We start from the raw sequence: 15,105 nt of genomic DNA on the forward strand, positions 1-15,105 counted from the left end.
CATACTAATGTATTTTCTGAATAAGCATTATTTAAAAGCTATAATTGTTTTCTAAACTCAGTATAGTGATGTAATACCTCTTCAGGAGCTTCTGTTTGTGGATAATGGCCAATTGTGTCCAATATCACTACATCGGCGTTAGGGATGATTTCTTTATAGAATTCAGCCATATGTTTTCCTGAGATTGGATCCACTCCTCCATCAATAAGTCTTTTAGGTACATCTGTATATTGTATCGCTTCGCGCCATCGAATTCTATATGTATCTCTTTCCTTTAGATACTTTATAAGTTTTGGTATTACATTTTTACCAGCGTTGTAGTCTATCGTTTCCCAAAAATCATCTATTTCCTCTTCACTCGCTTGCGTATGCTCTCCAAATATCTTTTTGAAGTTTTTTGCCAATGTATTTCGGCCCATAAAATGTTTCAGAATAGTACCAAAAGGAGTTAGCAACATTCTTTGTGTAAGAGTAGGGAAATTGGTCTCCGGGAACATTCCACCATTAAGAAAGCAAACAGATTCAATTTTAAATTCATATTCAAGATTTTCTTTATACCTGGCTAACATTTCCTGAACCACCGTATCTCCATAATCATGTGCCAATATATGAAAAGAAGTAATCGCTTTTTCTTTTAAAAATGTTTCCCATAAATTAACTTGCGAAGCTATGGTATATCTAAAATCAGTAGGTTTAGAAGAAAAACCATATCCCAACATATCGATAGCGTATACCTTATATTTCTTAACAAGAGTGTTCCAAATCTTATTCCAATCCCAAGAAGAGGTTGGAAATCCGTGGACTAGAATGAGCGGCACTTCTACTCCTTCTTCCTTATAGAAAATTTGATGTTTTTTGTATGAATAATATGATCCGGAATTTTTCCAATTCTGTAAATTCATATTACTTTTTTCCAAACATTTTTTGGATTACCCAAGCAGGCCCGATTAACAAAAACTGTAAATCCTGTGCTGCAGAAGGCTTTTTTCCTTCTAGATGGTGTCCATAAAATTGTCCAATCCAGGCAACTACAAAAATAATAAGAGACACCATCCATAATGGTGCATATAGACTAATATAATAATTCGTGATAATACAAAAAGCAACAAAAATTAGTATCTGTAGCGCCATTTTCACGGATAATCTAACATAAAAAAGTAGAATAAGTAAAGAAACTACAAAGGCCCAATTTTCTATAAAAGGATTATCTCCTGGTATAATTGAGGCTAAAAATCCACTAGGAATACTCATAATTAAGCCTACAACAGAAAAGAATATAGCAGGAACACATATAAAATGGATTGCAATATTTGTTTTGTTTTGATGGCTCACAGCATATTCCTGAAACCAAGTTTCTAAAGTTTTCATTTGTTTATAATTATAGTTTTTTAATCGTCAAATGGAATCGCCATTTAATCATATCGGTTAGCATCAACTTTATTGTTATGGCTTATTTCATAACTATGTAATTTTAATGTAACTAAGATAGCATTTTTTAGACTTATATAGTATAAAATTGTAATTTCGAAAATATTAAAACTAAATAATATGGCTCGAACTCCATCTAATATGTTGCCTCTTGGTACGATTGCTCCCGATTTCACATTAGTCGATAGTGTTACCAATAACAAGATTTCATTAAAAGACATCAAGGGCGAAAAAGGAACCGTAATTATGTTCATATGCAATCATTGTCCTTTTGTCATTCACGTGAATGAAGAGATTGTGAGAGTAGCTAACGATTACCGTGTACAAGGGTTTGGTTTTGTGGCTATAAGTAGTAATGATATTGAAAATTATCCACAAGATGCTCCAGAACATATGTGGAAAACGGCTCAAAAAAATAATTATACGTTTCCTTATTTGTTTGATGACACTCAGGAAGTAGCGAGAGCTTATGATGCTGCTTGCACACCAGATTTTTATCTTTTTGATGGAGAATTAAAGCTTATTTATAGAGGGCAATTAGATGATTCCAGACCAGGAAATGGAATTCCTGTAAATGGCCGTGATCTTCGTCAGGCTTTAGACGCCGTGCTTAAAAATGCAAAGGTCATAGAACCACAGAAGCCAAGTATAGGTTGTAATATTAAGTGGAAAGAGTGAACAAATATGGCTTTTGAAATTGAATTCCAAAGATGTACAAAAGACGATATTGAGGCTTTGGTAAAAATAAGTAAGCAATTTTATCCAGAACACTACTCACACATCTGGGAAAATGAAGACACCAGTTTTTATGTCGATTTAAGTTTTACAACAGCCGCTTTTAAAAAAGATTTTGAAACTGAAAACATTATTTATTTTTTAGTTAAAAGATCTGAGAAGATCCTGGGAATGCTAAAATTAAGAAAACATCAAGAACTAGTCGGATTCAAACCAACTGAGGCTCTTCAACTAGAAAAAATATATCTTTTGGCCGAAGCTACTGGATTAGGTATAGGTACACATGCAATGAATTTTACAAAAAATTTTGCTAAAAAACTGAACAAAAAAGTTATTTGGCTTGATGTTATGACAACAAGCCCTGCTATTCAATTTTATAAAAAATTGGGATTCAAGACTATTTCTTATTACAATCTAGATTATCCTAGATTAAAAGATGGCTATAGAGAAATGCAACGGATGACACTTCCTATTTAGCAGCCGTTGCCACTATTTGCAGATGTGCCAAATGATGATTTCCATGCCAAGCATAAATTCCAATATCTTCTGCTAACGAAATTTCTATAGTACCTTCTGGATGAATAAATACTTTTTCTAAATCATTATCTGATAATCCTTTTAAGAAATACACCCATTTTGCGTGTAATGCTTTAATCAAATCTAATGAAAGTTGAATAGGTGCTGATTTAGTATCAAATAATTCTGCCCATCGATCTTCATAATAGGCTTTGATGACCGGCTTATCTTCCGTAAGCGCCCATTTAAAACGTATATAGCCATTATGGTGGCTATCATGAATATGATGAATAACCTGTCTTGCTGTCCATCCACCAGATCGATAAGGAGTCTCTAACTGTTCTTCAGAAAAATCCGAAACGAGTTCAGCTATTTTTGCTGGTAACTCCTCTATATCCTTTATCCATTTAGAGATATGTTCTTTAGTAATAAGATTAGGACATTCAAACTCTCCTATAGGATATTGAAGATTCATAGTATCGTTTTTATTCTATTTTTTTATATAACACTAAGTTTGAGGATGCATCTTGCAAATCCTTAACTACTAACTCATATGTATTTAATGATTCTATTTTATATTTATAAACATACTGATCTTTAGGAGATGAGCAATACATAACATCATCCTTAATTTTCACCTTCAATCTCTTTAAAAACTTACCATTACGAAAATTAAATCGTATGGTTTCTTCAAAAATCATATGTTCATCCGGAAATTGGACGTTCACCCATTTTCCTTGAAGAGCCTCATACGTACTTCTATTCTTAAACTTATTATCCAATAAAGATTTCATCCTAAGGCTATAAGCTACAAAAGTTTCTTCTGGCTCAATATTAGTAACTGCCTTACCCGTAACTACTTTGTCGATCTCTTCTCCTTTATCAAAATAATACTTAGACTCATACTTTGTAAAGGCATTAGAATAATCCATCACTACGTGACCATTATCATTTTTCTTCTCCATGTATTGACGTTGCTTGTAATCCACATGAATTAGCTGATCATTCCAAAAATAGAAAATGGTAATCACCATCGCATTAGGCATACCGATTCTCCTTATGATTTTCTTTAACCGCTCGTGTTCGTAGTATCCATTAAGTTCTGCTCCGTGATCAGCAATTTGATCAAGAAACTCTTCTGGATCTAATGAAAACACATCAGATTCCATATAGCTATCGATGATTTCTATCTGATCATTGATAGCTGCTAATGTTGCTTCGTCTTTCTGAGAAAAAGAAAAATTTACACAACAAAATGTTAAAAAAACTATTAGTATCCACTTCATAATTAACAAAAAAAAGGGGTTCTTTATTTGTTCCCAACTCCAAAAAGAGGATGTAAATATCTAAATTATAGATGGAAAAGTTCGCTATTTTTGGTAAAAATTGCAAAATGAAATAGAAAAACATCCATTTTAAGGCTACCTACAAGTGTTAACAGAACGTTAAATAATATTTACAACTATAAAATGACATAAAAACAGCACAAAAAAACCTCTGAAACAAACTTCAGAGGTTTTTTTATATCCTTTAGAAAAGGATTTATTTTACCGCAACCAATTCTACGTCAAAAATCAAAGTAGCATTTGGTGGGATTACTCCTCCAGCACCGTTTGCTCCATATCCTAAAGATGGTGGAATTACGAAACGCGCCTTATCGCCCACTTGTAATAAAGCAATACCTTCATCCCATCCTGGAATTACTTGCCCCATTCCTAACGGAAAATCGATGGGTTGATTACGCTTATAAGAAGAGTCAAAAACAGTTCCATCTGTTAAGCTTCCCTTATAATGAACAGAAACAGTTTTTCCTTTTTCTGCTAGCGCGCCATCACCTTTTTGAATTATTTTATAATGCAAACCGCTATCCGTTTTATCAAACCCAGCTGCCAATTCTTCTAACTGTTGTTCTGCCTCTTTTTTTGCTGCAGCTTCTCTCTCTGCTTTAGCTCCATTAAACTGTCTAAAAGTCTCCACTGCATTAAAACTCTCTGCATCAGCTCCTACTCTAACAATTTCCAAAGATTCTATAACATCTCCTTGTGCTACCGAATTGACTACATCCTGTCCTTCTAACACTTTACCAAAAACAGTATGCTTACCATCTAACCAAGCAGTTTCTACGTGAGTAATAAAAAACTGACTTCCGTTAGTTCCCGGTCCTGCATTTGCCATAGATAATACTCCTGGTCCATCATGTTTAAGATCTGGATGAATCTCATCATCAAATTGATATCCTGGCCCACCAGCTCCTGAACCTTGAGGATCTCCTCCCTGAATCATAAAATCAGGAATAACTCTATGAAATTTTAATCCATTATAATAAGGTTTCCCTTGAGGAATAGCCTGGTTTTCCATATTTCCTTCTGCTAAACCTACAAAGTTTCCAACTGTTCCCGGAGTTTTTTTATACTCTAGATTTACCAGAATACTTCCTTTTGTTGTATTAAATTTTGCGTATAATCCGTCTTGCATAACTGCGTGTTTTAAGCTTGTTAAATTTTAAGCTGCAAAGATAGGTAATTGCTTAATGTTTAGTGTATAAAAAATTAGGATTGTTTGCTAACTGTCAAAAGCATCTGATAGTTTTTATTTTCTATTACCTTGATGTCAAACTGAGCTTGTCGAAGTTTATAAACATTTGATTTTTAAATGGATTTCGACAGGCTCAATCTGACAATCCGATATGATTAAGAAAAAGAAAACTATCTAAATAATCATCATTAGGAATACCAATGGTGAATACCTAGTTATTTAATTTCAAAATAGACTTCCTGAAAATGGTTCTAATCAATAATAAAGCATATGATAGGATTACTATCCACTTACAAAATATTAATCAATTTTCTCTAATAACTCTTGCGCTTCTTTGTATTTATAATTGGCTTTATCTACTATAATTGTTTGTAATACATCTTTGAGTTTGCGCTTCTTCTTTTGTTTTAAAAACACTAAAGCTTTATACCAATTAGCTTTTTTAGCCTGTAAAGTATTAGAATCAGCTAAAAGTTTAAACTGTGCTAGGGCTTCGTCAAATTTATTGAGTTCTATATTAGAGATCCCGTTGTATATATAACTTAGCGGATCTATAGAAATTTCTTTTGTATGATATGCGGCGAAAGCCTCGGTTGCTTCCTGATACTTCTTATCTTCGAATAGCAATTGCGCATTCTCTAACAATTTATTCGTATCCTCGCCTCTGGTTACTAATGACGGGATCTCATCCACATGTACATAGGAAGCATACAATTCATCATAATTATTTTCTTTAAAAACAAATAAAGAGACCGTAATCAGTACAGCAATGGATGCAGCAATACCAATAAACCAAAATGTTTTACTCTGTGAACTGGATCTGTTCTCTGCGATTACATCATTAATAGTAGATTTTAAATTAACTGCTTCATCACTTTCATAAAAAGATTTCAGTTGTGTAGCTTCTTCCGTTTGTAATGCTTCTGTATCACCGTGTAACCATTCTTGATCTTCATAAATGGTTAGCATATCTTTTTGCAACTTTAGTTCTTCCGCAAGTAGCGGATCTTTTACTAGTCTTTCTTCGAATGCTTGCTTTTCTGATGTGGACATTGTACCACTCAGATAATCATCAATTTCTATTGGGTAGTCCTTCATAATTCTTTTATTTGATTATATCGGGTATCGCTTTTTATCAATTTAGTTAATTGTGATTTACAATTAAAAATACGTTGTCTCACTACATTATCTGTATTATATCCTAGTTTTTCCATGATATCTTTATAAGGTACTTTCTGAAAAAACAATTGTAATAATTGCTTACAATTATCAGACAGTTCGGTTAATTTCTCTTGAAACAGCTCCCACTTTTCTTGTTCTAAAGTTGCCATGGTCATGTCTTCTGCTTCTTTAGAGTGTTCCATAACCTCATCATTTGTTACTATCCTTTTTTGTTTATTTAGCTCTCTACGCCATAAATTTCTACAAACTATATAGAAATAAGCACTAAAAGAGCTTTCTATCACAAAGGGTTTTACCTTATATCTGGCGATTAATTGCATCAACGCTTTCTGAAAAACATCCTCTGCATCTGCAATATCTCCATTATTAGCAAGGACAAAACTTCTTATTTTAGGAAACTCTTTTCTATAGAGGTCTTGTATAAGCTTCGTATCCCCCGTAACAAGCTGTTTAAGTTGATCTTTTTCAGTTATCTGCATTAAGATATCTTTAACTATTTGATTTTTTTTACTTTTGCGTGGTAACATTTATTAGGTTAGGGAAACATACTAATAAATATATAAACAAAAAAAGATTTAAGAATGAAAAAAATCACACTACTATTAGTAGCCGCAGTCTTTGCTATTGGAATACAAAGCTGTTCGACAGATGAAATCGGAATTGAAGAGGAAGCATTACAGGAAAATCCGGAAATGAAATTCAATAATATGATAGAAGGTCCAACTTCCTATTGTGATCTATTTGTAATGTATCCAAGTACTATGAGCTCTTATGATCGAGATGTATTTAGATTTCAACATATTAATACTACAGAATCGTTTGGAAATTTCACTTATGTTACTACTGAATGTTCAGACATAGAAATCTGGAACGTAGATTGTTCTAAAATTCCCACACAATATAATGGTAACAGTGTCGAAGGTTCTACTGCTGTTTATCAAGGTAAGAACCCCGAAGATTCAGCAGTGGACGATGATGATAATTCACCTATTGATAGCTCGAATCCTTCTAATTATATTTATTTAGAAGGTAATATTATGGATTGTAATACTATTTTACAACTAATCAATCATCAATAAAATTATAATTTAATTAATTGAAAAAGTATATCCTCTTTTTATTTTATATCCTGGCGATGAATGTTCATTGTCAGGATATTTCTTTTGCTTTAGACTCTATTCATAAAAGCCCGGGTACAGATCACAGTAAACTTAAAGTATATTATGAACTTTTAAATTTCTACAAGGAACAAAAAAACTATACACAATTGGGCTATGACGCACATTTATTGGCTAAATGGATATTAAGAGAAAACGATAGACCACTAGCTGTTAAAATTGTTAAGATGGCATATGAAGCCAGAGAAAAAGCAGACCCATATGATCCAGAGTTATTAAAAAGAAGTTATTTTAACTATGCAAATTACAATAGAACCTTAGGAAATTTAGAAATTGCCATAAAATATTTTAAAAAAGTTATAGAAGTGAGTACAACCGACTTTCTTAAAGGACGAACTTATATACTAATTGGAAGATGTTATGAAAGCTTAGAAGACTTATATAAATCAATAGAATTTCAAAACAAGGCTTTTCAGTATTTAAAAAACAAAAAATATATTATAGAAAACCACATACATATAGGTATAACTTATACTAATATTCGAAATAAAATTAGCAATAAAAAGGCAATTGATCATTTGTTAATTTCTGACTCATTATTGCTAAAAAGTAAAAAACAGTATCCTTTTAAACGTTATCAGGTGTATAATCGGTTAGCAAATCTATATCAAAAAGGAGCAGGAACTGTTGATATAAAAAAAGGATTTGATTATTACAATAAAGCACTAACATTGGTTATCAATAATGATTATACAATCGAATTACCTCACATAAATTATAACATAGGCGTTTCTTATATAGAAATAGACTCCGTGCTTTCTAGACATCATCTTAATCAAGCGTTATTACATACCACAAAAGATGATCCCTTTTTACCCATTATATATGCTGGATTTGGATATGATGCTAAGCAAAATAAAGAGTACTATGAGGCACAAGAATATTTCCGGAAATCCTTTTCCTTATTTTTTAACACAAAAACCCCAGATATCTATTGGTTACCTAAGACAAAACATATGAAGGTTTTAGATGACAAAGCCTATTTCTTAGAATTATTAAAAAGAAAAATGCATACGTGGATATTAATGGGAAAAAGAGAGGATAGTTTAAAATATTATCAACAAGCTATTCTTACTGCATATACCTGTAATGCCCTAATAGATTTTCTTTTAAAGGAAGATATTTCACAGGAATCAAAGTTATTCTGGAGAAGCTTAGCTTCCGAGATATACATTATAGCTTTAGATGCCTGTCACGCAAGTAATAATGTAAAGGATGCCTTTTATTTTATGGAAAAAAGCAAAGCTTTATTGTTAATGCAGGATTTAAATAAAATTAAAATAAATATACCAGATAGTATCATAGGACAAGAATATTTTTTGAAAAATAAAATAATTAATCTTCAAAATGCGTTGATTGACACAAAAGAAAGTAAAAAAGATTCGATATCCTCACTTCTATTAGATAGAAAAACAAAACTCCAAGCTTACAAAGATTCTCTTGCTCCTTTTTATCCAGAATATTTTACATCCACAGAACTTCCTGCTATTATCTCTTTAGAAGATGTTATATTATCAAATAATGAAATTGTTATTCAATACTCTATGGCAGAACGGGTATATGGTGTCGCGCCAGAAGCTTATGGAATGTTATTATCAAAGGACAAAAAAAAATTATTTAAAATAGATAGTCTTAAAACGTTTGAGAAAAACATTTATAAATTAAGACAACAATTAAATAGGCCTTTTAGTACCTCCAAAGAAATTGAAGAATATAAAAAGCTTTCTAATACTATATATAATTCTTTATTCCCGAAAGGAATTAGAAATTATATAAAAAATAAAAAGGTTACCATAATAGGAGATCATATTCTTAATTATTTCCCATTCGAAGCTCTAGTAACTGATATAGAAAAAAATCTCTATTTAATAGAAGAAACAGAGATTGATTATGACTTATCACTTTCGTTTAAAAAACAAAATAACTCGTTTGTAAGAAAAACAAATAGAGATTTTCTCGGGATAGCACCGGTTGAATTCCCTGACAAACTAATTAGTTTATCTAAAAGTTTAGAAGAAATCTCTTATGCTAATAGTTATTATGATGGAGAATTATTAAGTCTAGATAAAGCTACCAAAGAAAACTTTAAAAAAGAAATTTATAAATACAAAATAGTACATTTAGCGACTCACGCGGATGCCTCTGATAGCTTGAATCCCTGGATTGCTTTTAGAGATAAAAAACTATATCACCTAGAATTAAACACCCTGAAAAACAATGCTGATTTAGTAGTACTCAGTGCTTGTAACACCTCATTAGGAGAAGTTCGTCGAGGAGAAGGCGTATTGAGCCTTGCCCGCGGATTTTTTAAATCCGGAGCCAAATCAGTGATTCCGTCATTATGGAGCACCAATGATAAAGCAACCGCCACGATCACTTCTGATTTTTATAAAAACCTTAGCGAAGGACAAACCAAATCTGCAGCTTTACGAACCGCAAAGCTTAACTATCTACACAACAATACCGATGCAGAGGCTTCTCCTCATTATTGGGCATCGTTAGTCCTAATCGGTGATAGTGGGACTTTGTTACCACAATCTAATAATTTGTTGTTTTTGTGGATTGGGTTGGGGATCGTTTTAGCTTTAGTTATTTTATATAAACTTTTCTTGAAAAAGAAAAAGCAATGATCTACTACTAAAAAACATGTCACGCTGCTTCTTATTATAGATAAAACTATTTAAGTTCAACATATTACCCATAGACTTACCAAAACACAATAAAAGTATATAGTATCAACACCTCCTCTTTCTTAACATAATATTAAGAAACAACTTCTATTACAATAACATTAATAATCAGTAGTAGACATAATATCTGAGTGTCTATAAATGTTCAGAATTTAAATTATTTTAAAATCACAAATCATGAAGAAAAAAAAGTTCGATGGGTTATCCCTAAACAAAAATGTGATCTCTAAGCTTAATGGTCTAAGTATCAAAGGAGGTACTTTGATGTCTGCGCAGGACTGTCCAACAGGGGCTTTTAATTGCCCTACAGATGATGGACTTATATCAGCCGGTTGCCAAGTTATTAGTAACGAATGTCCCGAAACGGTTATAAGATGCCTACCTAAAGAATAAGTGAACGAATTAGGTTCATTAAAAATAGGAAAGGATAGTAATCCATTATTCTATTCTATCCTTTCCTTTCTTTACCATTTTAAATAAAATCTGACACCTTCAATATAAATATTCCTGTCAAAAATTGGAAGAAATCAATCTAATTACTGATCAAAAGAGCATATAATAAGAAGAATATGGTCTTAGAAGATTTTGTTAAGGAATCGCAGGTATAAATCTTACGCTTATAGATTATCTTGCAGATTTCGAAACCAGTTAGATGAGTGTTTTGTGATAAGCTAACACATACTTAGTATTAGAACCTCTATAAATTCACCATATCTAATCTTCGCATTTTCAGTATAATTCAGTGATAAAACCATCTGATTTTTATCAAAAAAGCTATATTTGCTCCTTCACAAACTCAGATCGTCACACACATGAAATCATTATTTTGTTTTATTGTAGGTTTATTTTTTATAGCTACAGTTAGCGCACAAAGTCTTTATGAGGCTGGTTATTTTATTGATAATAATGGTAAGCGTACAGAATGCCTGATCAAAAAACTCACCTGGAAGAGTAATCCCACAGAATTCGAGTGGAAAAGAACCATATCCTCTAGTTCTAAAACAGAAACTATTGAAAACATTAAAGAGTTTGCTGTTGGTGAAGACTATAGATTTAAAAGATACATTCTCCAATTTGATCTAAACGGAGATACTGTTGGAAAATCTACCAAATCAAAAGATCCTAATCTTAGATATAAGAAAATATTTCTTAGAACAATCCTTAAAAGTAAAACAACACTATATCAATATTCTGAAAAGGGTGTGCATCGTTTTTTCTATACAGACCCAAACACCATATATCCTGAGTTACTTTTATACAAAGTATTCTACACTCCAGATGAGACTAAGAAACCCGGAAAAAAAATCATCCCACAAGAAAACAATACCTATCAGCAACAGTTACAAGAAAAGGTAAATTGCGAAAACCAGGATGTATCTAAACTAACCTACACCCAGCGTGATCTAAAAAGATATTTTAAAAAGTATAATGAGTGTAAAGGAAATAAGATCGAATATATCATTCGCAAAAAAATCAATCAAACCAGAATTGGTATTGTAGCGGCTGTTGATTTAAGTAGTTTTACTCATAACTCAATAGCGGGAAGTGCTGGAAATGTGAGTTATGAAGATATTTTTGTTCCTAGATATGGAATATTTGTAGAAACGTTTATACCGTTTTCTAAAGTAGATTTAAGTTTCTTTTTAGAATCTACTTACAAAGCTTTTACAATGGATGGTCGTGATCTTGCGATCGCCAATAGTGAATTCGAACTAGATTATAAAAGTATCAATGTGGCTGTAGGTCCAAGATTCCATATATACTTAAGTTCTAAATTCGAATTATTTCTAGAAGGTGGATTGACTGTAGATTTTAATATTGGCACCGAATCTAATGTTTTTGCTGAAAATGAAATAGAAAATACCACAACAGACTATTTTTATGGCGGAGGTATAGGATCAGGACGTTTTAAAGTTGGTTTCAGACAATATACTAGTAAAAACATATCCAAAAGTACACAACTACCAGATTCTGAATTAACAACTTCTAGTGTATATCTTTCCGTAAATATTTTTTAATCTAAAAATAGTTTTCTAGTTTTTATCCATAATGAAAGTCTTTGAAATGTTTCGAAGACTTTTTGTTCGTTCTAACCAGGTAGTAAATTTATAATAAACGACCTCAGTAACGAATTCAATCCAAGCAATCAAAGCTTCAACAAGTGAACTTCTTCTTTTTAACATAGATTTAAGTAACTATTCATCTCTATGAGATATTAACTCGTATAAGAGACATATGCCTTAAGTGTCTTTAAATGTTTAAGGAAATACAAATCACTTTAAAACTTATTATTATGTTAAAAAACATTTTAAATTTAAATGGAGTACAAAAATTAAAAAAAGAAGAACAAAAATCAGTTCAAGGAGGAAATCCTATCCTAATAGAAGCACCAAGTTGTAACTATTATTGCAGCGGCACAACCGCGAGATTAAGTAATGGAAATTATCTAAACTGCCCTGCAATTATTCATAATGCACCACAATGTAATGGAGATGACGATGGTATTGAAATTTGGGCTTAATTAGCAATAAGTGAAATTCCAAAAAAAGGTGTAGAAGCTAGCTTCTACACCTTTTAATATTTTTATATTTTTATATATCACTAGTTAGCTACATCACTAATAAACTTGATTCGGTATAGTCTTAGTTCTTCATCATCATAGTCACCATCAAACTCTTCAATAGCAGTATCTATTTTATCGTTTTCGGCTTCTATAAAATATTCATGAATTTCTTCTTGCTGATCTTCATCTAGTACTTCATCAATCCAGTACGTAATATTAAGCTTAGTTCCACTATACACGATAGCTTCCATCTCTTTAATAAACTCTGTCATATCCATACCTTTAGCTGCAGCGATATCATCTAATGGTAGTTTTCTATCTACGTTCTGAATGATATATAATTTAAGACCGCTATTAGCCCCGGTGCTTTTTACAACAAAATCATCCGGACGCATGATATCATTTTCATCTACATACTTAGAAATAAGTGCCATGAATTCCTTTCCGTATTTCTTAGCCTTACCTTCACCTACTCCGTGTACATTAGCAAGTTCTTCTATGTTTACTGGATATTTTAATGCCATATCCTCTAAAGAAGGATCTTGGAATACAACAAAAGGCGGAACACCTAATTTTTTTGCTACACTTTTTCTTAAATCTTTTAGCATTCCTACCAATCGATCATCTGTTCCTCCTGCTTTACCCCCGGATTTAGCGGCGGTAATAATAGAATCATCTTTAGCTTCATTATATACATGATCTTCTGTCATCATAAAACTAACTGGTGATTCGATAAACTCTCTTCCTTTAGGAGTTATTCTAATGACACCGTATGTTTCTATATCTTTTTTTAAGTATCCAGCCACTAGTACTTGTCGTATTAGTGCCATCCAATATTTATCTTCTCTGGATTTACCAGTCCCAAAAAATGGTTGTTCGTGGGTCTTATGAGAAATAATCAATGCATTACTCTTACCGATTAGCGTACTTACTAAATCTTTGGACTTATAAATTTCTCCAGTTTTACTCACCACCTTTAGTAGCAGTTGTACCTCATCTTTTGCTTCGTGTTTTTTCTTTGGATTACGAACGTTATCGTCCATATCCGCGCCATCTCCGGTAACATCGTCAAACTCTTCCCCAAAATAATGTAATATAAATTTACGTCTGGAGATTGATGTTTCTGCAAAAGCTACTACTTCTTGCAAAAGCGCATGGCCTATTTCCTGTTCTGCAACAGGTTTACCGCTCATAAACTTTTCCAGCTTTTCGATATCCTTATATGCATAATATGCTAAACAATGTCCTTCTCCTCCATCTCTACCAGCACGTCCCGTTTCCTGATAGTAACTCTCTATACTTTTGGGTATATCATGATGAATTACAAAACGTACATCTGGTTTATCGATCCCCATACCAAAAGCTATAGTAGCAACAACCACATCCGCGTCTTCCATAAGGAACATATCCTGATGTTTTGCTCTCGTTTTTGCATCTAGTCCTGCATGATAGGGAACTGCTTTTACACCATTTACTTCTAACGTCTGAGCAAGTTCCTCTACTCTTTTTCTACTTAAACAATATACGATACCACTTTTTCCGCTATTTTGTTTTACAAAACGGATAATATCCGCATCCACATTTTTTGTTTTAGGACGAATTTCGTAGTATAAATTAGGACGATTAAACGATGCTTTGAATGTTTTAGCATTGCTCATCGCTAAATTCTTAAGAATATCTTCTTGCACTTTCGGAGTAGCTGTCGCCGTAAGTCCAATGATTGGGATATTCTCTCCTATTCTCTTTATAATATTCTTTAGATTTCGATATTCTGGCCTAAAATCGTGACCCCATTCACTGATACAATGGGCTTCATCAACTGCCAAAAAAGAAATCTTTTGTTCTTTTAAGAAATCTACATATTCCTCCTTAGTTAAAGACTCTGGCGCTACATAAAGTAGTTTAGTCACACCATTAACGATATCTTCTTTTACTCTCTTAACCTCGGATTTATTAAGTGAAGAATTCAATACATGGGCTATTCCTTCTTCTGAAGAAATACTTCGAATAGCATCTACTTGATTTTTCATTAGTGCAATTAACGGAGAAACTACAATAGCTGTTCCTTCACACATTAAGGCAGGTAGCTGGTAGCAAAGGGATTTTCCACCACCTGTTGGCATAATAACAAAAGTATTTTGGTTGCTTAAAATACTTTCTATTACCTTTTCCTGCAATCCTCTAAATTGACTAAAACCAAAGTACTTTTTTAAAGCTCCTTGTAAGTCGGTTTTGTTCAAACTCATTAAATCGTTTAACTTTTATATACCAATTAAAT

Annotated in this window: 15 protein-coding genes; 7 read left to right on the forward strand and 8 right to left on the reverse strand. The window is 32.4% G+C overall.

What is annotated here, in order from left to right:
* Window positions 1–38 precede the first annotated feature (38 nt).
* Together D1818_RS08060 and D1818_RS08065 are read right to left on the reverse strand one after the other, a co-directional pair.
* On the reverse strand, window positions 39–902 hold the full coding sequence (locus D1818_RS08060; RefSeq protein ID WP_118457787.1) for an alpha/beta fold hydrolase: 864 nt from the start codon (window positions 900–902) through the stop codon (window positions 39–41).
* Between the two features lies 1 nt (window position 903).
* Entirely contained in the window at window positions 904–1,368 is a 465-nt protein-coding gene (locus tag D1818_RS08065) for a DUF962 domain-containing protein (RefSeq protein ID WP_118457789.1), read from the reverse strand.
* A 180-nt stretch (window positions 1,369–1,548) separates the two neighbouring features.
* Between D1818_RS08065 and D1818_RS08070 the strand changes: the two genes are divergently transcribed.
* The gene (locus D1818_RS08070; protein ID WP_118457791.1) at window positions 1,549–2,106 is read left to right on the forward strand and encodes a thioredoxin family protein; all 558 of its coding nucleotides are present in this window, start codon (window positions 1,549–1,551) and stop codon (window positions 2,104–2,106) included.
* 6 nt (window positions 2,107–2,112) lie between these two features.
* Window positions 2,113–2,640, forward strand: coding sequence for a GNAT family N-acetyltransferase (locus D1818_RS08075; protein WP_118457793.1), 528 nt, complete (start codon window positions 2,113–2,115; stop codon window positions 2,638–2,640).
* On the opposite strand, the gene D1818_RS08080 is transcribed toward D1818_RS08075, so the two are convergent.
* The 5 genes from D1818_RS08080 to D1818_RS08100 form a co-directional block, all read right to left on the reverse strand.
* The gene (locus D1818_RS08080) at window positions 2,633–3,154 is read right to left on the reverse strand and encodes a YfiT family bacillithiol transferase (protein WP_118457795.1); all 522 of its coding nucleotides are present in this window, start codon (window positions 3,152–3,154) and stop codon (window positions 2,633–2,635) included. The genes D1818_RS08075 and D1818_RS08080 overlap by 8 nt on opposite strands.
* Before the next feature lie 10 nt (window positions 3,155–3,164).
* The gene (locus tag D1818_RS08085; protein ID WP_118457797.1) at window positions 3,165–3,965 is read right to left on the reverse strand and encodes a hypothetical protein; all 801 of its coding nucleotides are present in this window, start codon (window positions 3,963–3,965) and stop codon (window positions 3,165–3,167) included.
* Window positions 3,966–4,221: 256 nt separating this feature from the next.
* Window positions 4,222–5,154, reverse strand: coding sequence for a peptidylprolyl isomerase (locus tag D1818_RS08090; protein ID WP_118457799.1), 933 nt, complete (start codon window positions 5,152–5,154; stop codon window positions 4,222–4,224).
* A gap of 360 nt (window positions 5,155–5,514) precedes the next feature.
* A complete protein-coding gene (locus tag D1818_RS08095; protein WP_118457801.1) occupies window positions 5,515–6,312 on the reverse strand; it encodes a hypothetical protein in 798 nt (265 codons plus the stop codon).
* Window positions 6,309–6,875 carry an RNA polymerase sigma factor gene (locus D1818_RS08100; protein WP_118463600.1) on the reverse strand — a complete coding sequence of 189 codons (567 nt, stop codon included), beginning with the start codon at window positions 6,873–6,875 and terminating at the stop codon, window positions 6,309–6,311. The genes D1818_RS08095 and D1818_RS08100 overlap by 4 nt, the downstream gene beginning before the upstream one ends.
* 102 nt (window positions 6,876–6,977) lie before the next feature.
* On the opposite strand from D1818_RS08100, the gene D1818_RS08105 reads away from it, so the two are divergent.
* From D1818_RS08105 to D1818_RS08125, 5 genes are all read left to right on the forward strand, one after another.
* On the forward strand, window positions 6,978–7,475 hold the full coding sequence (locus tag D1818_RS08105; RefSeq protein WP_118457803.1) for a hypothetical protein: 498 nt from the start codon (window positions 6,978–6,980) through the stop codon (window positions 7,473–7,475).
* 17 nt (window positions 7,476–7,492) lie between these two features.
* The gene (locus D1818_RS08110) at window positions 7,493–10,204 is read left to right on the forward strand and encodes a CHAT domain-containing tetratricopeptide repeat protein (RefSeq protein ID WP_162897269.1); all 2,712 of its coding nucleotides are present in this window, start codon (window positions 7,493–7,495) and stop codon (window positions 10,202–10,204) included.
* Window positions 10,205–10,441: 237 nt separating this feature from the next.
* A complete protein-coding gene (locus D1818_RS08115) occupies window positions 10,442–10,657 on the forward strand; it encodes a class I lanthipeptide (RefSeq protein ID WP_118457807.1) in 216 nt (71 codons plus the stop codon).
* Window positions 10,658–11,076: 419 nt separating this feature from the next.
* Window positions 11,077–12,282 carry a hypothetical protein gene (locus D1818_RS08120; RefSeq protein WP_118457809.1) on the forward strand — a complete coding sequence of 402 codons (1,206 nt, stop codon included), beginning with the start codon at window positions 11,077–11,079 and terminating at the stop codon, window positions 12,280–12,282.
* Window positions 12,283–12,557: 275 nt separating this feature from the next.
* A complete protein-coding gene (locus D1818_RS08125) occupies window positions 12,558–12,785 on the forward strand; it encodes a hypothetical protein (protein WP_118457811.1) in 228 nt (75 codons plus the stop codon).
* Between the two features lie 80 nt (window positions 12,786–12,865).
* On the opposite strand, the gene D1818_RS08130 is transcribed toward D1818_RS08125, so the two are convergent.
* Window positions 12,866–15,073 (reverse strand): ATP-dependent DNA helicase RecQ, encoded by a 2,208-nt coding sequence (locus tag D1818_RS08130; protein ID WP_118457813.1) that lies wholly within the window; start codon window positions 15,071–15,073, stop codon window positions 12,866–12,868.
* Window positions 15,074–15,105: the final 32 nt, after the last annotated feature.

This window comes from Aquimarina sp. BL5 (assembly GCF_003443675.1).
Lineage (GTDB): Bacteria > Bacteroidota > Bacteroidia > Flavobacteriales > Flavobacteriaceae > Aquimarina.